Source organism: Streptococcus sp. FDAARGOS_522, from assembly GCF_003812445.1.
GTDB classification, from domain to species: domain Bacteria; phylum Bacillota; class Bacilli; order Lactobacillales; family Streptococcaceae; genus Streptococcus; species Streptococcus agalactiae.
Map to the genome: position 1 here is coordinate 1,951,935 of NZ_CP033808.1, position 21,092 is coordinate 1,973,026.

At 34.5% G+C, this 21,092-nt stretch carries 23 protein-coding genes; 19 read left to right on the forward strand and 4 right to left on the reverse strand.

The genetic code is table 11. From position 1 onward, the window contains the following. Positions 1 to 501 (forward strand): phosphatase PAP2 family protein, encoded by a 501-nt coding sequence (locus EGX70_RS10200; protein WP_000446806.1) that lies wholly within the window; start codon positions 1 to 3, stop codon positions 499 to 501. An 80-nt stretch (positions 502 to 581) separates the two neighbouring features. After that, a complete protein-coding gene (trxA, locus tag EGX70_RS10205) occupies positions 582 to 896 on the forward strand; it encodes a thioredoxin (protein ID WP_001162959.1) in 315 nt (104 codons plus the stop codon). Positions 897 to 941: 45 nt separating this feature from the next. Here the strand turns inward: trxA and EGX70_RS10210 are convergent, their stop codons facing one another. Together EGX70_RS10210 and mutY are read right to left on the reverse strand one after the other, a co-directional pair. Further along, a complete protein-coding gene (locus EGX70_RS10210) occupies positions 942 to 1,535 on the reverse strand; it encodes a helix-turn-helix domain-containing protein (protein ID WP_000402392.1) in 594 nt (197 codons plus the stop codon). Between the two features lie 176 nt (positions 1,536 to 1,711). Then, entirely contained in the window at positions 1,712 to 2,866 is a 1,155-nt protein-coding gene (gene mutY / locus EGX70_RS10215) for an A/G-specific adenine glycosylase (RefSeq protein ID WP_016480119.1), read from the reverse strand. 1,062 nt (positions 2,867 to 3,928) lie between these two features. Here mutY and rpsF point away from each other — a divergent pair. The 17 genes from rpsF (at position 3,929) to nusB (ending at position 18,544) form a co-directional block, all read left to right on the forward strand. Further along, positions 3,929 to 4,216 carry a 30S ribosomal protein S6 gene (gene rpsF / locus EGX70_RS10220; protein ID WP_001151773.1) on the forward strand — a complete coding sequence of 96 codons (288 nt, stop codon included), beginning with the start codon at positions 3,929 to 3,931 and terminating at the stop codon, positions 4,214 to 4,216. Positions 4,217 to 4,227: 11 nt separating this feature from the next. Further along, on the forward strand, positions 4,228 to 4,719 hold the full coding sequence (locus EGX70_RS10225) for a single-stranded DNA-binding protein (RefSeq protein WP_000609586.1): 492 nt from the start codon (positions 4,228 to 4,230) through the stop codon (positions 4,717 to 4,719). A gap of 44 nt (positions 4,720 to 4,763) precedes the next feature. Next, positions 4,764 to 5,003 carry a 30S ribosomal protein S18 gene (gene rpsR / locus EGX70_RS10230; protein ID WP_000068665.1) on the forward strand — a complete coding sequence of 80 codons (240 nt, stop codon included), beginning with the start codon at positions 4,764 to 4,766 and terminating at the stop codon, positions 5,001 to 5,003. 169 nt (positions 5,004 to 5,172) lie between these two features. Beyond that, the gene (locus tag EGX70_RS10235; RefSeq protein WP_000812124.1) at positions 5,173 to 6,117 is read left to right on the forward strand and encodes a magnesium transporter CorA family protein; all 945 of its coding nucleotides are present in this window, start codon (positions 5,173 to 5,175) and stop codon (positions 6,115 to 6,117) included. A 24-nt stretch (positions 6,118 to 6,141) separates the two neighbouring features. Beyond that, the gene (locus EGX70_RS10240; RefSeq protein WP_000174844.1) at positions 6,142 to 6,813 is read left to right on the forward strand and encodes a DUF1129 domain-containing protein; all 672 of its coding nucleotides are present in this window, start codon (positions 6,142 to 6,144) and stop codon (positions 6,811 to 6,813) included. Between the two features lie 130 nt (positions 6,814 to 6,943). Beyond that, a complete protein-coding gene (uvrA, locus tag EGX70_RS10245; protein ID WP_001152955.1) occupies positions 6,944 to 9,772 on the forward strand; it encodes an excinuclease ABC subunit UvrA in 2,829 nt (942 codons plus the stop codon). A 335-nt stretch (positions 9,773 to 10,107) separates the two neighbouring features. Beyond that, positions 10,108 to 11,607: an MDR family MFS transporter gene (locus EGX70_RS10255; RefSeq protein ID WP_000208365.1), complete on the forward strand. Its 1,500-nt coding sequence runs from the start codon at positions 10,108 to 10,110 to the stop codon at positions 11,605 to 11,607. A 1-nt stretch (position 11,608) separates the two neighbouring features. Then, the gene (locus tag EGX70_RS10260) at positions 11,609 to 12,325 is read left to right on the forward strand and encodes a DUF4811 domain-containing protein (protein ID WP_000584715.1); all 717 of its coding nucleotides are present in this window, start codon (positions 11,609 to 11,611) and stop codon (positions 12,323 to 12,325) included. A gap of 99 nt (positions 12,326 to 12,424) precedes the next feature. Beyond that, positions 12,425 to 13,492, forward strand: a complete 1,068-nt coding sequence (locus EGX70_RS10265) for a Xaa-Pro peptidase family protein (RefSeq protein WP_000505341.1) — start codon at positions 12,425 to 12,427, stop codon at positions 13,490 to 13,492. A gap of 11 nt (positions 13,493 to 13,503) precedes the next feature. Then, positions 13,504 to 13,956: a deaminase gene (locus tag EGX70_RS10270; protein WP_001081097.1), complete on the forward strand. Its 453-nt coding sequence runs from the start codon at positions 13,504 to 13,506 to the stop codon at positions 13,954 to 13,956. A 600-nt stretch (positions 13,957 to 14,556) separates the two neighbouring features. After that, positions 14,557 to 14,997, forward strand: a complete 441-nt coding sequence (locus EGX70_RS10285; RefSeq protein ID WP_000927730.1) for a hypothetical protein — start codon at positions 14,557 to 14,559, stop codon at positions 14,995 to 14,997. Positions 14,998 to 15,009: 12 nt separating this feature from the next. Continuing rightward, positions 15,010 to 15,180, forward strand: coding sequence for a hypothetical protein (locus EGX70_RS10290; protein WP_001033640.1), 171 nt, complete (start codon positions 15,010 to 15,012; stop codon positions 15,178 to 15,180). Positions 15,181 to 15,192: 12 nt separating this feature from the next. Further along, on the forward strand, positions 15,193 to 15,423 hold the full coding sequence (locus EGX70_RS10295; protein ID WP_000511717.1) for a hypothetical protein: 231 nt from the start codon (positions 15,193 to 15,195) through the stop codon (positions 15,421 to 15,423). 486 nt (positions 15,424 to 15,909) lie between these two features. After that, positions 15,910 to 16,152, forward strand: a complete 243-nt coding sequence (locus tag EGX70_RS10305; RefSeq protein ID WP_223297784.1) for a DUF4176 domain-containing protein — start codon at positions 15,910 to 15,912, stop codon at positions 16,150 to 16,152. 926 nt (positions 16,153 to 17,078) lie between these two features. Next, positions 17,079 to 17,639, forward strand: coding sequence for an elongation factor P (gene efp, locus EGX70_RS10320; RefSeq protein ID WP_000568635.1), 561 nt, complete (start codon positions 17,079 to 17,081; stop codon positions 17,637 to 17,639). Positions 17,640 to 17,727: 88 nt separating this feature from the next. After that, a complete protein-coding gene (locus tag EGX70_RS10325) occupies positions 17,728 to 18,117 on the forward strand; it encodes an Asp23/Gls24 family envelope stress response protein (protein ID WP_000206139.1) in 390 nt (129 codons plus the stop codon). Beyond that, positions 18,110 to 18,544 carry a transcription antitermination factor NusB gene (gene nusB, locus EGX70_RS10330; RefSeq protein ID WP_000204940.1) on the forward strand — a complete coding sequence of 145 codons (435 nt, stop codon included), beginning with the start codon at positions 18,110 to 18,112 and terminating at the stop codon, positions 18,542 to 18,544. The genes EGX70_RS10325 and nusB overlap by 8 nt, the downstream gene beginning before the upstream one ends. Before the next feature lie 83 nt (positions 18,545 to 18,627). Here nusB and EGX70_RS10335 read toward each other — a convergent pair whose 3' ends face one another. Together EGX70_RS10335 and EGX70_RS10340 are read right to left on the reverse strand one after the other, a co-directional pair. Beyond that, complete coding sequence (locus EGX70_RS10335; RefSeq protein WP_000225972.1) at positions 18,628 to 19,590, reverse strand: LacI family DNA-binding transcriptional regulator; 963 nt, start codon at positions 19,588 to 19,590, stop codon at positions 18,628 to 18,630. A 1-nt stretch (position 19,591) separates the two neighbouring features. Then, positions 19,592 to 21,031, reverse strand: coding sequence for a sucrose-6-phosphate hydrolase (locus tag EGX70_RS10340; RefSeq protein WP_001053056.1), 1,440 nt, complete (start codon positions 21,029 to 21,031; stop codon positions 19,592 to 19,594). Between the last annotated feature and the right edge of the window lie 61 nt (positions 21,032 to 21,092).

Here is a 21,092-nt window from a genome sequence, read left to right on the forward strand (position 1 = left end):
ATGGAATCATATGAACAATTTTATGCCAAACTATCTCAACCTTTTAGAAAAAAACCACAGTTAATAATTCTTTTAAATTTTTTACTAAAAATAGTCACAGGAATGATGTACATACTCTACCCATCTTTTCTGATATTTACTCTTTGGCAAGGGATGACATTTCAATTATGGTTAAGGATATTAATTATCCCTGCTGTTGGCTTTATAGCTTTGTCTTACATTAGGAAACGCCTTGATTTTCCACGACCATATGAAAAATGGAATATTAAACCTTTAATTTATAAGGATACTGAGGGAAGGTCGATGCCTAGCAGACATGTTTTTTCAGCTACGATGATTAGTATGTGTTTGTTACGATATTATGTTTACTTTGGAATAGTTTGTTTAATATTATCGGTTCTATTGGCAATTTGCCGTGTGATAGCAGGTGTTCACTATCCTAAGGATGTTATTGTAGGTTACCTTATTGGCTTGATTTTAGGGCTTTGTTTATTTATTTAGCGAGTTCGTAGCAAATAGTTTCAAAAACAACTAAATTCTTGTACAATAGGCTTATCATTAAGATGAAATGGAGAAAAAAGATGGCATTAGAAGTAACAGATGCTACATTTGTAGAAGAAACTAAAGAAGGTTTAGTACTCATTGATTTTTGGGCAACTTGGTGTGGTCCATGTCGTATGCAAGCACCAATTTTAGAACAGTTATCTCAAGAAATCGATGAAGATGAACTCAAAATTTTGAAAATGGATGTTGATGAAAATCCGGAAACTGCTCGTCAGTTTGGTATTATGTCAATTCCAACATTGATGTTTAAAAAAGACGGAGAAGTGGTTAAACAAGTTGCAGGTGTTCATACTAAAGACCAACTGAAAGCTATTATTGCTGAATTGAGTTAAATAAAATAAAGCCCAGCGTCACGCTGAGCTTTATTTTATTATCTACTAACTTAAATGGAACAACCATGTAAAAATAAAACGACTTGCAAAAAAGGTGGCAATAGTAATGAGGAAAAATACAGTGACAATAAGGGGTTTCTGATAAGGAAGTTTTGCTCTTTCTTCCCGTTTTTCGATTTCGTCTAATAATTTTCCATTTGAAACAGCTAGGATTTCCTTATAAGTTTGCACATCATATTTTTTCTTAAAACGTTCCACACGATTAGCATAAGTCATAGTAATTATCGATAATAAAACAAAAATGCCAAGTCCTAGCCACTCTAAGAAATAGACTAATGGATAACTTGAAATCATTAATAGTATCATCAATGTTACCATTACTTTGGTATCTCGTTCAAAATTCTTTTTATCAACCTGAGTGATGGTATATTTCATTTTCTCAATGTCTCCTTTAATTAGTTGGTCTAAGCTCACTTGAAAAATTTGACTTAGGAGTAAGAGGCTATGGATGTCTGGGTAAGTTTTGTCATTTTCCCAGTTAGATATGCTCTGACGGCTTACATAGACTTTCTCGGCTAATTCTTCTTGCGAGAGCGCTTGTTGTTTACGGTAGCGAATAATTTGCTGACCAATTTCCATAAATATCTCCTTTCATAATATTAGTATAAGGATGATAAGCTAACGGGTCTATCAAATGTATTTGACATTAGGGATAGACCACTATTTATAGGGTATTAAAAGATAATCTGAGGAAAACTTTACAGCGACGTAAAGGAATTGTAAACAAAAAGTGAACCGTCATAGTTCACTTGTGATTAAGCATTTTTCTGTTTTAAGTAGTTCTCTAGCATTTTCTTTTGTGGTGTTGCAAAGGGATACAGAGAAAAGTCCTCAATTGCTACCCACTTTAGGTGAGGAGCATTAGGTAAATCTGTTGCTTTGACCACCCCCTCTATGAGTTCTATTGTCCACTTCTGGTGACTAAAAGTGTGCTTAATATTTGGAAAGTGATTATCAGTCCATTGGGGCTTTAATTGATATTCTCTTTGGAAAGTTTCATTTTGGGTTTGCCAGATTATGGGGTTGGATCGATTGTCATCAAATAAATCTAATTGTTGAGAAAGAGGTGACGTTTCGATAATAGGAAATGACCAAAATCCTCCTAGAAGTCTCCCTTTAGTATTTTTCTCCAGTAGATACTGGCCATTTTGGTTACGAATGACAAAAGCCTGAATTCGCATTGGTTTAGGCTTTTTCTTAGGATTTTTTATGGGGTATTTACCATAAGTACCATTCAAATAAGCAGCATTAAAGAAACGAATAGGGCTTTCATCAGGTCTAGGTGTCTTAGCGGATTCGATGTCTGTACCCAGATCCATAAGTGCTTGGTTAAAATCACCGGGTCTGTCAGGGTCAATTAGTATTTCCATAATAGCTTGAAAAATTTTACGATTTTTAGGGTCACCGATGTCATAATTAACTTCAAACAAACGAGCCATGACACGCATCACATTACCATCAACAGCAGGCTCTGGTAAGTTGAATGAGATGCTGGCGATAGCACCTGCAGTATAAGGACCAATCCCTTTTAATGAAGCAATATCATCATAAGTGTGAGGAAATATGCCACCAAAATCAACCATCACTTGCTGTGCAGCCTTTTGCATATTACGCACCCGAGAATAATAGCCTAGTCCCTCCCATGCCTTTAGTAATTGTTCTTCAGGAGCGTCTGCCAAATCTTTTATTTGAGGAAACCACTCTAGAAAACGTTTATAATAAGGGATTACCGTATTAACTTGTGTTTGTTGCAACATGATTTCAGAAACCCAAATATAGTATGGATTAGTAGTTCTTCGCCAAGGGAGATCACGTTTTTCTTGATCATACCACCCTAAAAGTGTGCGACGAAAAGAAGCGATCCTATCTTCAGGCCACATCTCAATTCCATAGTCTTTTAAATCTATCATAGATTAATTGTATCAAAGAAAGAGGATTTGACAAAGAGGTATGTTGACTAGATTGTAATTAATAATGAAGAAAAATGTTGCATCAATATTTTTTTCTTGACTTAGGGAAGCGTTTACACTATAATTAAATTATAAAGATAAAGTTTAAATCAAGGAGGTTATCCATGATCTATTACAATATCTCTAGGTATAAGAATGGAGACTAGTCTCCAAAAGAAAGATTGGTAGGCAAGCTAACTTTAGTTAATGGAGGTAGCGCTTATGTTAATTTTTAATATGGGTCGCTATAAGAATGGCGATACACTAAAATTGTTATCAATGCATTGATGTTGCAAACAGTCACAAGGATTTGAAGTTTTCTTCATTTCCTAGAAATAGTTGGAGGGGCACTTATGTTAGGTCTAGATGTAGGTCGCTACAGTAACGGTGACACATAAGTCCTTATATAATTTAAGGAAGACAGACAATGTGGTAATAGTTCATTACCATTAGCGAATGCTCGCTTGAGGTAATCATGAACAAATATAAACTAGGGTATACCCCTAGATGTGTTAGTAATTTTTGTTAGTCAAGGAGGTATTGCTAATCAAATATCTCAATATGAAAGATGTAAAATGGTAACACATATGAATAAAAGTTCGTGTATGTTTTGGTGTTACCAAAGGTAATAAAAATAAAGAGGGACTCCCTAAATAGTATTTTAATATTTAAAAATATAAAATCGGAGACACTGAATTTTTCTCCAACGAAAACTTAAACCAATAAAGAATTCTTTAAATAATATGTTGAAGGTGAGGTGTAAACCTCGCCTTTTTATTTTTTAATTGAATTATAGAATGGGGATTGAACATAAGTCAGTAAAAGAAAATGGCTACATAGGTTTGATATAAGGCATATTTCAATAAAGAAAAATTAAAAATGTCTTTAAATGATATCAGGGAAATAAAAACATAAAAACCTTGCATTATTAACTTATTTCTACTATAATAATATCTTGTGAGCATAACCTCACTTACTCATGAAAAATTCATGAGTCATTAGACCAAAAGGAGGAACATATCAATGGCTAAATACGAAATTCTTTATATTATTCGTCCAAACATTGAAGAAGAAGCTAAAAACGCTTTGGTAGCACGTTTTGATTCTATCTTATCTGACAACGGTGCAACTGTTGTTGAATCAAAAGATTGGGAAAAACGTCGTCTTGCATACGAAATCCAAGATTTCACTGAAGGACTTTACCATATCGTTAACGTTGAAGCTGAAGATGCAGTAGCTCTTAATGAGTTTGACCGTCTTTCAAAAATCAACGGTGACATTCTTCGTCACATGATCGTTAAAGTAGACTAAGAAGGTAGTTTATGATTAATAATGTAGTACTTGTAGGTCGCATGACCCGTGATGCAGAACTTCGTTATACACCAAGTAATCAAGCGGTAGCCACTTTTTCACTTGCAGTTAATCGTAATTTTAAAAATCAATCTGGCGAACGTGAGGCTGATTTTATTAACTGTGTTATTTGGCGCCAACAAGCTGAAAACTTGGCTAACTGGGCAAAAAAAGGTGCTTTGGTTGGAATTACAGGTCGTATCCAAACACGTAATTATGAAAACCAACAAGGTCAACGTGTCTATGTAACAGAAGTTGTTGCGGAAAGTTTCCAATTATTGGAAAGTCGTGCTACACGAGAAGGTGGTTCATCTAACTCTTATAATAACGGTGGCTATAACAATGCTCCGTCAAATAATAGTTATTCAGCTTCTTCTCAACAAACGCCTAATTTTAGTCGTGATGAGAGTCCGTTTGGTAACTCAAATCCAATGGATATTTCAGATGATGATCTACCATTCTAATATAATAGATGGACAGAATTTAAAACTATAAAGGAGAAATAAACATGGCTCAACAACGTCGTGGCGGATTCAAACGCCGTAAAAAAGTTGATTATATCGCAGCTAACAAGATTGAATATGTTGATTACAAAGATACAGAGCTTCTTAGCCGTTTCGTTTCAGAACGTGGAAAAATTTTACCACGTCGTGTAACAGGAACTTCAGCTAAAAACCAACGTAAAGTAACAACAGCAATCAAACGTGCTCGTGTTATGGCTCTTATGCCTTACGTAAATGAAGATTAATATAAAATAGCCCTAGCGGCTATTTTTTTATTCTTTTTACCATTATTATTGGTATTTACGAGTCAAATAATAGAAAAATTTAGGATACCACCGTATTAACCGTGCAAAACAAATGGTTTTCTTGTATAATACTAAGGTATGGATTTTTTATAACAAAGGAGGAATCGCCATGAAGCAAATGTTTCTTTCAACGGCAATTGAATTTAAAGAAATTGAAACATTCGAGCCAGGTGCTTGGATAAATCTGGTTAATCCCTCCCAGGAAGAATCCGAACAAGTAGCTAATCAATTTGGTATTGATATTGATGATTTACGTGCTCCCCTCGATGTGGAAGAAACTTCCCGTATCTCGGTTGAAGATGATTATACTTTAGTTATTGTTGACGTTCCTACCTATGAAGAACGCAATAACAAAAGTTATTATATGACTATTCCTATGGGCATTATCGTTACTGACAACGCTGTTATTACTACTTGCCTAGAACATTTGACGCTGTTTGATCACTTTTATAGACGACGTGTCAAAAATTTTTATACCTTTATGAAGACACGTTTTGTTTTCCAATTGCTTTATCGCAATGCCGAATTATACTTACAGGCTTTGCGTACTATCGATAGGCAGAGCGATAAAATTGAAGCACAACTAGAGAGTGCAACTCGAAATGAGCAATTGATCGACATGATGGAATTGGAAAAATCTATTGTCTATCTAAAGGCCTCTTTAAAATTTAATGAGCGAATCGTCAAAAAATTGACCAGTAGTACCAGTAGTTTAAAAAAATACATTGAAGATGAAGATCTGCTTGAAGATACATTGATCGAAACTCAGCAGGCTATTGAAATGGCAAATATCTATGAAAATGTCTTAAATGCCATGACAGAAACGACTGCTTCAATCATCGGTAATAATCAGAATACCATTATGAAAACCTTAGCCCTAGTAACCATGACATTGGATATTCCAACGGTTATTTTTTCGGCGTATGGGATGAACTTTCAAAATAATTGGATGCCTTTGAATGGTCTCGCACATGGATTTATCTATGTTGTTCTTTTGGCCTTTTTGATGAGTTCATTTGTTGTATTTTATTTTATTCGTAAAAAATGGTTTTAATAGTATATTAATCAAGGAGTTCACATGACTTTACAAGACTTAACTAAAAAGAATCAAGAGTTTGTTCATATTGCAACTAATCAACTTTTAGCTGATGGAAAATCAGATGCAGAAATCAAAGCTATTTTAGAAGAACATCTCCCAGAGATTATAGATAATCAGAAAAAAGGAATTACCGCACGCTCACTCTTAGGAGCACCAACTACTTGGGCAGCCTCATTCACTGAGCGACCTGAGGATAAAGCTAGAGTATCTGTACAAAAAAATACCAATCCTTGGTTGATGTGGTTAGATACTTCCTTACTATTTCTTGGCTTAGTAACTGCTTTGAATGGATTAATGTTGTTATTTGGTCAATCTAATGTCAATACAGGGCTTATTTCAATTTTAACTCTTGGTTTTGGTGGTGGTGCGGCCATGTACGTTACTTATTACTATATTTATCGCCATATGGGTAAACCAAAATCTGAAAGACCAGGCTGGCTTAAATCTTTCGCAGTACTGGCACTAGTTATGTTAGTTTGGTTTGCCTTATTTGCAGTAGTACCTCTTCTACCTGCCACTATTAATCCTAAACTTCCTGAGGCTGTTTTGTTTATTATTGCTTTAGCATCGTTTAGTTTGCGCTTTTATTTACAACGTAAATATAATATTCAAAGCTCAATGGCACCAGTGGCACCACAACAAAGAAGATAATAACAAAGAGTATGAACGTATTAGTTCATCTCTTTTTTCTATGAAATTTAAAACTAAAAAATACTGACTTTATTAAAATTTGATATAATAAGTCAACACTATTCAAAAAGGAGTGCTGAGGCACAACATTATGCAAGATAAATTAATGATAAGAGGAGCAAGAGCTCACAATTTAAAAAATATAAGTGTCGACATTCCACGAGACAAGTTAGTTGTCGTTACGGGACTATCAGGATCAGGTAAGTCTAGTTTGGCCTTTGACACTATCTATGCAGAAGGACAACGTCGTTACGTTGAAAGTCTTTCTGCTTACGCGCGCCAATTTTTGGGAAATATGGAAAAGCCTGATGTAGATTCTATTGATGGCCTTAGTCCAGCTATTTCTATTGATCAGAAAACAACAAGTAAGAATCCTCGCTCTACTGTTGGGACTGTAACAGAAATTAACGATTATTTACGTTTGCTTTATGCTCGTGTTGGAACTCCATATTGTATCAATGGTCACGGAGCCATCACAGCATCTTCTGTAGAGCAAATTGTGGATAAGGTACTATCGCTTCCAGAGCGAACAAAGATGCAAATTTTAGCCCCAATTATACGTCGAAAAAAAGGACAACACAAATCAACATTTGAGAAAATACAAAAAGATGGTTACGTTCGTGTTCGTATTGATGGTGATATTCACGATGTTACTGAGGTGCCTGAATTATTAAAAAGTAAGATGCACAATATTGATATTGTAGTAGATCGATTAATTAATAAAGAGGGCATTCGTTCCCGCTTATTTGATTCCGTTGAAGCGGCTCTACGTTTGTCGGATGGTTATGTCGTTATTGATACAATGGATGGCAATGAGTTATTGTTTTCAGAGCATTATTCTTGTCCTGAATGTGGTTTTACTGTTCCTGAATTAGAGCCACGCCTTTTTTCTTTTAATGCACCCTTTGGTTCTTGTCCGACCTGTGATGGCTTAGGAATTAAGTTAGAAGTAGATATAGATTTGGTTATTCCAGATAAAAGCAAGACCCTTAGAGAAGGGGCCTTAGTTCCTTGGAATCCAATTTCATCAAATTATTATCCAACGATGCTAGAGCAAGCTATGACTCAATTTGGTGTTGATATGGATACGCCATTTGAAAAATTAAGCAAGGCGGAGCAGGACCTAGCCCTATATGGTTCAGGCGAACGAGAGTTCCATTTCCATTATATTAACGATTTTGGAGGCGAGAGAAATATTGATTTGCCTTTTGAAGGGGTTGTCAATAATATTAATCGTCGTTACCATGAAACTAATAGCGATTATACACGCAATGTTATGCGAGAATATATGAACGAGCTAAAATGTAACACTTGTCATGGCTATCGTCTCAATGATCAAGCACTTTGCGTAAGAGTTGGGGGAGAAGAAGGTCTTAATATTGGGCAAGTCTCAGATTTATCGATAGCAGACCATTTAGAACTTTTAGAAACGTTGCGTTTATCTTCAAATGAACAATTAATTGCTCGACCAATTATCAAAGAAATCCATGACCGCCTAAGTTTCTTAAATAATGTTGGGCTTAATTATTTAAATCTGTCACGTTCTGCAGGAACACTTTCCGGGGGCGAGAGTCAACGTATTCGTTTGGCTACTCAAATTGGGTCTAATTTATCAGGTGTCCTTTATGTACTTGATGAGCCGTCCATTGGACTTCATCAGCGAGACAATGACCGTTTGATTGATAGTCTTAAGAAAATGCGTGATTTGGGTAATACGCTTATTGTTGTTGAACATGATGAAGATACAATGATGGCAGCTGATTGGTTAATCGATGTGGGACCTGGTGCTGGTGCGTTTGGTGGTGAGATTGTGGCCTCTGGCACACCGAAGCAAGTAGCTAAAAATACTAAATCCATTACAGGACAATATTTGTCAGGTAAGAAAGTGATTCCTGTGCCATCTGAACGAAGAGTAGGCAATGGTCGCTTTTTAGAAATCAAAGGTGCGGCAGAAAACAACCTACAAAATTTAGATGTCAAGTTCCCTCTCGGTAAATTTATTGCCGTAACTGGTGTCTCAGGTTCTGGAAAATCAACCTTAATTAATAGTATTTTGAAAAAAGCTGTTGCGCAGAAGCTTAACCGTAACTCAGATAAACCAGGTAAATATGTTTCTTTAGAAGGCATTGAATATGTTGATCGATTGATTGATATTGACCAAAGTCCAATTGGTCGGACTCCACGTTCTAATCCCGCAACCTATACAGGTGTTTTTGATGATATTCGTGATCTTTTTGCTCAAACTAATGAGGCAAAAATTCGAGGTTATAAAAAAGGACGCTTCTCATTTAACGTCAAAGGTGGACGTTGTGAGTCTTGTTCTGGCGATGGTATCATCAAAATTGAGATGCATTTTTTACCAGATGTCTACGTTCCTTGTGAGGTATGCCATGGCACGCGCTATAATAGTGAGACTCTGGAAGTACATTATAAAGAAAAAAATATTGCACAAATTCTTGATATGACAGTGAATGATGCAGTTACATTTTTTGCAGCTATTCCTAAAATTGCTCGTAAGTTACAGACTATTAAGGATGTTGGTTTGGGATATGTCACTTTGGGGCAACCAGCTACAACCTTATCAGGAGGAGAAGCTCAGCGAATGAAGCTGGCAAGTGAATTACATAAGCGTTCGACAGGTAAGAGTCTTTACATATTAGATGAACCAACAACGGGGCTTCATGCAGATGATATTGCTCGTTTACTTAAGGTTTTGGATCGTTTTGTAGATGATGGTAATACAGTGCTTGTTATTGAGCATAACCTTGATGTTATTAAAACTGCTGACCACATTATTGATCTCGGCCCTGAAGGAGGTATTGGTGGCGGACAAATTGTAGCTATCGGAACACCAGAAGAGGTTGCTGAAAATTCTAAATCCTATACAGGATATTATTTAAAAGAGAAGTTAGCAAGATAGTTTATTGGGAGCTGAGTAATATTACTCAGTTCCTTTTTGTAAGCTAACATTATGTAGAAGTCATTAAATGGAGAACGCTTTATTAGGAAAAATAGTGGGGAGATATTTTAGAAAAAGGAAATAATGATGTTTTGGAAAAAATAGTTTCTATGAGAATCTTTTTCTTGACAATAAAATTTAGCTATTATAAAATAGTTCTCACGATAACTAAAATAATGATTTTTTCAGAAAATAATATTTTTTCTTGATTAAAAAATCAAAAAATAACCTTATAAGACCTATTTGTTATTCTTAAAAGATATTAGTTAAAATCAGAAATAGAGATTGGAGATAAAATGACTACAAAAGCAAAACATGATATTCATGGCAAACCATATAACCGTACAGCCATGATCACCTTATTGTTGATTGCTACATTTGCAGGGGTGTTAAATCAGACAAGTTTGGGAACGGCTATCCCAACTTTGATGAATAGCTTTAACATTTCGTTGTCAACGGCTCAACAAGCAACAACATGGTTTTTATTAGCGAATGGGATTATGATTCCTGTTTCAGCTTATTTAGCGACACGTTTTTCAACAAAATGGTTGTATGTGACATCCTACGTTGTTTTACTTATTGGACTGTTAATGACGACGTTAGCACCTACATCTAACTGGAACCTTTTTTTAGTAGGACGTATTATTCAAGCGATTTCTGTAGGAATTTCTATGCCTTTGATGCAGGTTGTTATGGTGAATGTTTTTCCTCCAGAGCAGCGTGGTGCCGCTATGGGACTTAATGGTTTGGTGGTTGGTCTTGCCCCAGCTATTGGGCCTACATTAGCAGGGTGGATTTTAAAACAAGAATTTCATTTTGCAGGGCATGATTTGACATGGCGTGCAATTTTCCTTCTTCCTTTACTAATTTTAACGGTCACTACAATTTTATCCCCCTTTGTTCTAAAAGATGTGGTTGATAATAAGTCAGTTAAATTGGAAGTGCCTTCCCTTATCCTTTCAATAATTGGTTTTGGTAGCTTTTTGTGGGGCTTCACAAATGTGGCAACTTATGGATGGGGAGATATTGGATATGTTATTTCTCCTATTATGGTTGGTATTATTTTTATCGCCTTATTCATTCATCGTCAATTAAAACTAGAAACACCGTTCTTAGATATCCGTGTTTTCAAAAATAAACAATTCTCAGTAACAACAGCAGCTATTGCACTTTCAATGATGGCGATGATGGGTGTTGAAATGATGCTACCGCTTTACTTGCAAAACGTTCATGGTCTCTCTGCACTTGATTCTGGTTTAGCTTTATTACCAGGTGCCTTGATGATGGGGATAGTTAGTCCAATTTCTGGAGCTGTATATGATAAAGTTGGTGCAAGACGTATGGCTATGATTGGTTTTACCATACTAGGTGTAGCGACGTTACCTTTTGTTTTCTTAACGACTACAACACCAGATCATTTTATTACCCTCTTATATGCAGTACGTATGTTTGGTATTGCTATGGTTATGATGCCATTGACAGCAAGTGCGATGAGCGCACTTCCACCACATGAGGCCGCACATGGAACAGCAGCTAATAATACTGCTCGTCAAATTGCTTCAGCAGTTGTAGTTGCATTGCTTTCAAGTGTTGCTCAAAATATTATCACCAACAATAAACCATCAAAAGATTTGCTAACAATGAATCCTTTAAAATATGCAAATCAGATGTTGAATGCTAGTCTTGATGGCTTCCATGTTTCTTTTGCCATTGGTTTTGTATTCGCGGTTCTTGGTTTACTGGTATCTCTTTTCCTGAGAAAAGGGAAAATTATTGAGACGGAAAAGGAGGTATAGCATGATTATTTTGATTATTGCACTGGCAACTATTTTGACATTTGTCACATGGATGTTGATTCATCCAAAAGCTCTACGGTATATTCTAGGTCTTCTCTCATTAGCTTTGTTATTTGCCTCAGTTTGGATGTTAACGGATCACTTTGTTAATCATACAGGTATGACTATTGAAACTAAGACAAAGACACGTGAGATTTATAGTGCGGGTGATAGTAAGGCTCCATTTGGTCTCATGATTTATAAAGAGATTGGTACTCATTCGAGTAATAATGTTTTAGTTTATCGAACAGATTTAAATCAAAAAGAAGCAAAAGCTCACTTTGTTCCAAATACAAAAGAAGTGATAAGTGCTGTGAAAAAATCTGCTAGCTACCAATTAGCTGATGTGAAAAAAGCCACAGTAACAACAAAGACTAAACGTTATGTGTGGAAAGATAGTCTTTCGAAACTACTTTATGGCTTTGCAGGTGAAAATGGAGAATTGATTTCTCAGAAATCAGTTGCTAAAATACCACGAAAAACTTGGCTAGTTTTGACTAAAGAGCAGTCTGAACACTTAGAATCGGCTGCGGCTAAACTAAAAGAACAGATGACTTTGCAAGCAAAAGTAAACCCAGTGAAAGCTATGGAGATAAAGACATTAGCTAAGACAAATCCAGAAGCGTATGCTGAGATGCAAGTTAAAGCATTAAAAGAAGCTCTTAATATAAAAGAATAGTGAAGTAAAAGCAACTGAAATGAGTTGCTTTTCTTATAGCTAAATGTCTTAAAAGATGATAAAATTAACCTAATTAAGGTTAGAATAGTGAGGTTTCTTATGGGTTTTGAACAACGTCTAACTAGATGTCAAACAGCAATTTCACAATTATCATGTGACGCACTCTTAATAACGAATTTAACAAATATTTTTTATTTGACTGGTTTTTCAGGAACTAATGCAACGGTACTCATTAGTCCAAAACACCGGATTTTTGTTACAGATTCACGATACGCCTTGATAGCAAAGAATACTGTAAGAGAGTTTGATATTATCATTAGCAGAGAACCACTTGCGGCTATTTTGAAAATTATTCGAGATGACGCCTTGATGGCGATTGGTTTTGAAACTGATATCTCTTATCATATGTACAAACATATGGTGGAAGTTTTTGAAGATTATAGCTTGATAGAAGCTCCATCTGTTGTTGAAAAGTTACGTATGATTAAAGATGCAACAGAACTTGCGATCATCCGTCAAGCCTGTCGTATTTCGGACCAAGCTTTTTTAGATGTGTTGGATTTTATAAAACCTGATCGAACAACTGAATTGCAAGTTGCTAATTTTTTAGACTTTCGCATGAGAGAATTAGGAGCAACTAGTCCTTCATTTGATTTTATTGTAGCATCTGGACATCGATCAGCGATGCCACATGGGGTTGCGAGTCAGAAGACTATTCAATCGGGAGAAACTCTGACTTTAGATTTTGGTTGTTACTATCAGCACTATGTTAGTGATATGACACGTACGATTCATATCGGTCATGTCACTGATGAGGAACGCGGGATTTACGATATCGTTTTGAAAAGTAATCAAGCTATTATTGATAATGTAAAATCAGGAATGAAGCGTTGTGATTATGATTACTTGGCGCGACAAGTAATTGAAAATTCTGGATACGGTAATCATTTTACCCACGGTATAGGGCATGGTATGGGGCTTGATGTTCATGAAATTCCTTATTTTGGTAAGTCAGAGGGAGTGATTGCATCTGGGATGGTAGTGACTGACGAGCCAGGAATATATCTCGATAATAAATACGGTGTTCGTATTGAAGATGATTTATTAATAACGGAAACAGGTTGCGAAGTATTGACATCTGCACCTAAAGAATTAATTGTACTTTAAAGGAAAATAGAATGAATAGACTTTCTTGGGAAGATTATTTTATGGCAAATGCAGAGTTGATTTCTAAACGTTCTACCTGTGACCGTGCTTTTGTTGGAGCTGTTTTAGTCAAAAATAATCGCATCATTGCTACAGGTTATAACGGAGGAGTCTCTGAGACAGATAACTGTAACGAAGTAGGACATTATATGGAAGATGGTCACTGTATTAGGACTGTTCATGCTGAGATGAATGCCCTTATTCAGTGTGCTAAAGAAGGTATTTCTACTAATAATACAGAAATTTATGTGACGCATTTTCCTTGTATCAATTGCACCAAGGCGCTCTTGCAAGCCGGGGTTAAGAAAATTACTTATAAAGCTAATTATCGCCCACACCCATTTGCTATTGAACTTATGGAAGCAAAAGGAGTTGCTTATGTTCAACATGATGTTCCAGAGGTAACACTAGGGATGGAAGAGTAAAGAGGAAGATAGAGCATATGCCTATCTTCCTTGAAGGTTTTATCGTTTAAGCTAAGGGCCAGTTATGTTAAATATATTGAACGAGATAATTCTCAAAATTGGTCAATTGTTAGTCGTGGGATTACTGAAAATGGCCTAAAAAAGGTGATCACCAGTTAATAGTCATTATTCCTAATGATTTTTCACAGAAAGTTTTAGATGTTGATAATAGAATAGCTGATCCATCTATTATCAACATCTAAAATTAGTACTGCTGGGAATCTCGAATTGCAAAAATAATTTACAAAAAAGAGAAAAGATATTGTTGCTGACCTCAATAGATGTAAATCCAGTTTATGCTAATATGGCATTTGATTGGGTGTATGATAACTATAAAGATGATATCATCAATATGGACAAGGAACTATCAAAAATATTGGTAAGTCCATTTCAGCTAATAATAGTTTAGGTACTTTATATAATTAAGGAGCAAGATTTGAAAACGGAAATAGAAACAAATAATCTTATTAATTTAGGATGGTTTCATGATAATGCTGTTTATTATGATATGAAAACGAAAAAATTATATAAATCTAATCTAAAAAAAATAGCACAGGTATAATGCTACTAACTCCTATTATTTCAACTATTATTGGAAAAATAATTCAAAGTATAAGTGAAAATCTAGAAATTTCAAATTTTTCAATTTTATTTTCTATTGTATATTTATCTTTATTGATACTAGTTTCAGGATTTACAGTAAAATTGATGAGAAGAAAAAATGATTATGAAGAGCTAGAAATTTTCCCTGGACAGTTAAAAAAATTTATTAAAGATGCTAAAGTACATAATATATTAATAATTTCAATCTCTTTCATATTAAGTTTTAGTATCCTACTTTTATTTAAATTATTTCTACAAGTTTTAGATTTCAATTTATTCATTATTTTGGGAATACTTTTTGTGTCTGTACTAATATTAATATTGGAATATAGACCTTATAAAAGAAAAAAGGTATTGATCGAATTAGAAAAAAATAGTAATAGTGGAACCAATATATAAAAGGAGTAGTGATTGAATAAGATATTAGCAATTGGTACTGAAATTGCACCTGTGATAGGAGCAGTTGCTTCGATTGGTGTAAAAGCATTATATAATAATTCTAAATCATTTAGAAATGTTATAAGTAGTACAGGAAATGTAATTAACAATATTGGTAAACATTTTACAAAAATAAATAGTTAGGTACGTGAACTAATGGGAATAAAAAGTTATAGACGGGTTGAGCTTGTAGCAAAACTTAATTTTAGATATTATCTAGTTAGTATTAGTGGACGTTATTACATTATTGATTATGCCAATCCTAGTGATATAAAAGATTATTTTATAGGTATTTTTCCAGAAAGAGTAGAAAAATATCAAATTTATGATGTGAATGCGGATTATAAGACTTTTTTAGTAAACAAAAAAAGTCGCCTTTATCTTTAAAAACTTTTACAATTTTATTTTTAATTTATTTAGTTCATATCTCAATTTTTCCCCAAAATATAAATATTGCATACTTAACAAGATCGCATTTAATATTAGAACATTTTTATCTTTTTAATTTATTGAGCATATTTAGTCTTGTTTTAGCTATATGTATATTAAATCGGAGAAATAAAGCATTAGATCTTTCCAAATATAAATCTAGTTTTTTGAAATATAATAATCAAAAACGGAAGAGCCCATTTATAGTAATATTATCAATCATAATTTCTTATATCATTCTATGGGGAATGGCATTGTGGGACGAAAACTTTTCAAACTTATTTTTATTTGGATTTATTTTTTCAAACAGTTTATTTTTTATAAAGTTCATTGAGTTTCAACCATCGTTAAATGGAAAAAAATTATTATATCGGGGAGAACTGAAGTATGTTATTACCAGTAGGGAGTGTTGTCTATCTTATTGATGGCAATCAAAAATGAGTTATTGTAAATAGAGGTGCAATTGTTGAGCAAGAAGGACAAGAAGTTTATTTTGATTACCTAGGTGGAATTTTTCCTGAGGGTTTAAACCTTGAACAAGTTTACTATTTTAATCAAGAAGATATTGATGAAGTTGTTTTTGAAGGTTACCATGATGAGGAGGAAGAAAGAGTTTCTCGTCTCATTGAAAAATGGAAAAATAAAGAGGGAAAGAATCTTCCAAAGGGAAAGACTAGTGTAGAATAGAAATAATCTAAAAAGTAAATTCTACTCAAAAACAAATCAATATGCTACTAGTGTGAAGATGCTATTGATAGATGTCATGATACACTTATCAGAAGAAAACGAAAAAGGCTTTACTAAATTACAATTCTTTACTCGACAAATTGTGGTTGGTGTAAACTGGTATGTACTTCCCAAAATTGATAACTATTTCAACCCCTAAAAGATAAGAAAAAATACTTTTGGAAATAGACTGTACTTTAGGAAAATCCCGTATAAAAGAATAGCTAATAAAGCCAGCGCAGGTATCTGTACGATTAGAAAACGACATAGTTGTAACTTTCTATAATGAGACATATTAAAATTCATCATTCCACCTCCTAAATTAGTAATTCAATGATCAGTGGGCTAGAGCTCCTTCAATACCAATGACAGCTCTTATTCCAATTGCATATGGCACTAAAACAGAGAGCTACCTGATGTAGTAAGCAAGATTGGTATCACCAAAATCAGTACCAATGCTTAGCGCACGTCCACCAACACCCCCCTGATTTCCTTTACAGCTTCAATAGAGCAAATTAAGTTCGTATCTAAAACTTATATCGAGAATAGCTACATTTTCATACGAATAGCTCCGTAGGTGATTTATTTTATCTGTTTCAATAAGACAACTATAGTTTACTACCTTTATCAAAATTTACTAAAAAGTCACCAAAAACACCTAAACAGTCTTTCAATTTTAGTCAAGATATCGGTATAATATTAAAACTGTTATCAAAACTGAAGTAAGAGGAAAGTGTCAAGTGCTTCAGTCTTATTTACGCCCTCTTGGTGATTTTATTTATTTATCAAGAAATCAGACACATACCAAATCAATAAACTATTTGAGAAAGCAGGTTATTTGTGATAAAATGAGTTGATAAATAATTTTTACAAAGAGGTATTAATAAATGATTGAAGCAAGTAAGCTTAAAGCAGGCATGACTTTTGAAACGGCTGATGGGAAATTAATCCGTGTTCTTGAAGCTAGCCACCACAAACCAGGTAAAGGTAACACAATCATGCGTATGAAATTGCGTGATGTTCGTACTGGTTCAACTTTTGATACAAGTTACCGTCCTGAAGAAAAATTTGAGCAAGCTATTATTGAAACTGTACCTGCTCAATACCTTTATAAGATGGATGATACAGCTTACTTCATGAATAATGAAACTTACGATCAATATGAAATTCCAACTGTTAACATTGAAAATGAATTACTCTACATTCTTGAAAACTCAGAAGTAAAAATTCAATTCTATGGAACAGAAGTTATTGGTGTTCAAATTCCAATAACTGTTGAATTGACAGTTGCTGAAACTCAACCATCAATCAAAGGTGCTACTGTAACTGGTTCAGGAAAACCTGCAACTATGGAAACAGGACTTGTTGTTAACGTTCCAGACTTTATTGAAGCTGGACAAAAGTTAGTAATCAATACAGCAGAAGGAACTTACGTTTCACGCGCCTAATGACTCTCAAAAAAGTGTTAAGTAGATTCATGATGAATTTACTCTACTAAGGAAAAACCTTAGTAAACACTAAAAGAAAGGATAAGCTATGACAACTGAAAATCTTGGAGAAATTGTCATTTCACCACGTGTACTTGAGGTAATTACAGGTATTGCTGCAACTAAAGTTGATGGTGTTCATTCGTTACGTAACAAAGCGGTAACGGATAGCCTTAGTAAGAAATCTCTAGGTAGAGGTGTCTACCTTAAAAATGAAGAAGATGATACAGTAGCTGCAGATATTTATGTTTACTTGCAGTATGGTGTAAATGTACCAGCAGTTTCAATTGCTATTCAACAAGCTGTCAAAACAGCTGTATATGACATGGCAGAAGTAAAAATTTCTTCGGTCAATATCCATGTTGAAGGTATTGTTCCAGAGAAAACACCAAAACCAGACTTGAAGTCATTGTTTGATGAGGATTTCTTAGATGACTAGTGTATTTAAAGATTCAAGACGTGATTTACGTGAACGTGCTTTTCAAACACTATTTAGCTTAGAAACTGGTGGAGAGTTTATTGATGCGGCTCACTTTGCTTATGGTTATGATAAAACAGTATCTGAAGACAAAGTTTTAGAGGTTCCAATCTTTTTACTTAATCTTGTTAATGGTGTTGTAGATCACAAGGATGAATTAGATACTTTGATTTCTAGTCACTTAAAATCAGGATGGAGCTTAGAACGTCTAACATTGGTTGATAAATCTCTCTTACGCTTAGGCCTCTATGAAATTAAATATTTTGATGAAACGCCTGATCGTGTAGCTCTAAATGAGATTATCGAGATTGCTAAAAAATATTCAGATGAGACGTCAGCAAAATTTGTCAATGGTTTATTAAGCCAATTTATAACAAATGAAAATTAAAAATGTGGAAGAAGATTCTTCCACATTTTTAATTTGCTTTGAAAAATAACTATTACTAAAAATTATTTTATAAATATGATTTCCTAAACACTACTACCAGGGATGAGACTGACTGGTAAAATATAATCCTTATTTGTCTTTTGCCCCTCAATTTTAGCTAGGAGTATTTCAACCATCAATTGCGCAATTTCTCGAATAGGTTGTTTAATAGTGGTTAGATGTGGGACGTAATCTTGAATGAAACTTGTACCATCATATCCAATCACTTTGATATCTTCTGGAATGGACAACCCTAGTTGGCTGATAAGTTTGATTACTAATAAAGCAGTTAAGTCGTCTGATGTAAAAATACCATCTGGTTTGTGAGTTGAGATAATTGATTTTAATTCCATCTCACGTCTCATGTTAGATAGCCCATTTGTGACTGTGATAACTTTGGATTCCTTTGATTCATAGGAAAAACCTAGCCGCCTAAGTCCAGTAGGAGAATCTGAATTATCATTCCCTGTAATCATAATCATCTTTTGACAGCCATGTTTTTTAAGGGTTTGAGCAGCCATTTTTCCTCCAAAGAAATTATCAGATGAGACGATAGGGATGTGTGGAGCTAAATTTCTATCGAATGCTACTATGGGAGCCTCAACTTTCTCGTAATCATCAATTCCTAGGTTGTGACTACTTGAAATGATACCGTCTACTTGATTTGCTCCTAGCATTTCGAGGTATTCTTTTTCTTTGATAGGATCCTTTTCACTATTACATAAGATAGTTTTATAACCATGCTTAAACAACTCAATTTCAAGGTGTTCAATTAATTCAGCGTAAAAAATGTTACGGATGTTGGGGAAAATGAGTCCAATTAATTTAGCGGACTTTCCCTGTAAGCTACGTGCTAAATTATTAGGTTTATAACCAAGGGTTCTCATGGCTTCATTGACTTTGGTGACTGTTTTTTGAGATAAATAGCCTTTTTTGTTAATAACGCGTGATACAGTCGTTGGGCTAACACCGGCAAGTGCAGCAACATCTGTTAATTTTGCAACCATATTAATATTTTAATTCAAAATATTTACCATGAACGTGTCCTTCTTTTAGTTGAATTCCTGATTGTTCTGCATCTGGAAAGACTCGTCCCGTAAATACTTTTTCTCCTTTATTTATAAAGATTTCAAAGATGGACTTATCGACAAAAATATTGACACTAGTAGCATCTTTTGGAATGTCACACTGGCGACTAGTACCAAATTCTGTGGCGTACTGCTGTCCGGCTTGTGAGCGGTCAACGATAACTTTCCCCTTTGCAGTATCAATAGTAATGGATAGTCCTTGTCCTTTCGGATTAGCAAAGAGAACAAATGAAGAAAGATCGTTTCTAGGAACTAGTAATTCTAATTCATAGGTGTTGTTAGTTTGAAGTTGTGTTTTAAATTCTGCTTGATGTTGACGAAGATTTTTCATAGCAGGAACGGGATATTGATAAAGGTTCCCATTGTTTATGCTTAACTCTTTAACTAAACTCATAGCTCCTTGATAATCAAATTGATCGCTAGGATAATCAATATCTGGCAAGCCTATCCAACTCACGATAAAGGCACGACCATCAGAAGTGTTAAATCCTTGAGTAGCATAGGCTTCAAAACCATAATCTAAATTATAGATAGGGGATGGTTCAACTATCTTAGATGAGTTAGCATCGAAATATTGTCCGATTTTGTAGGTATTTGGATAAATGTTTTGGTAGTCCAATTCGTTTTTATCTAGTCCTTGAGGACTATAAAGTAATACAGGTTTTCCTTTGACCAAAATAATATTTGGACATTCAATCATATACTCAGATCCAGTACCACCAAAATCTAAATCTCCCACAAACTCCCAATGATGGATGTCATTATTAAGTGCTTTATATAATTTAATGAATCCGCATTTTTTACTATTTTGCGCCCCGATAACAGCATAGAATTGATTATCATAATTGAAAATCTGAGGGTCACGAAAATGCTCAGTGACATCATTTGGTTGTGAAATAAGGACTTTATCAAATTTTGTAATCTTGCCATCACTTGTCATCCATGCTCCAATTTGGCGGGGGTCACGGTTCCATTTCATGTCACGGACATTACCAGTATAAAAAAGGAAAAGCTTATCGTCAATGGCTAATGCAGAACCGGAGTATGCACCATGGCTATCATTGACATGGTCAGGTTTAAGCTTGATTCCTGTTTCTTTGAAATGAACTAAATCATCTGATTCTGTATGTACCCATTGTTTTAAACCATGTGCAGCTCCAAAGGGCCAATTTTGATAAAAAAGATGGAATTTTCCATTAAAGTAAGAGAAGCCATTTGGGTCATTTAAAAGCCCTGTTTTAGCTTCTAAGTGATAAGTTGCTCTCCAAGGGGATTTTGAGACATTCTTTACAATATTTTCCTTATCTTCTTCAGTCCATTCATCATAAGGACGATAGCGGATTTCAGTGGGTAAATTCATTTGATACTCCTTGACTGTCTTAATATCTAATAACTATATAGTAAACGTTTTCTCTTTTGAA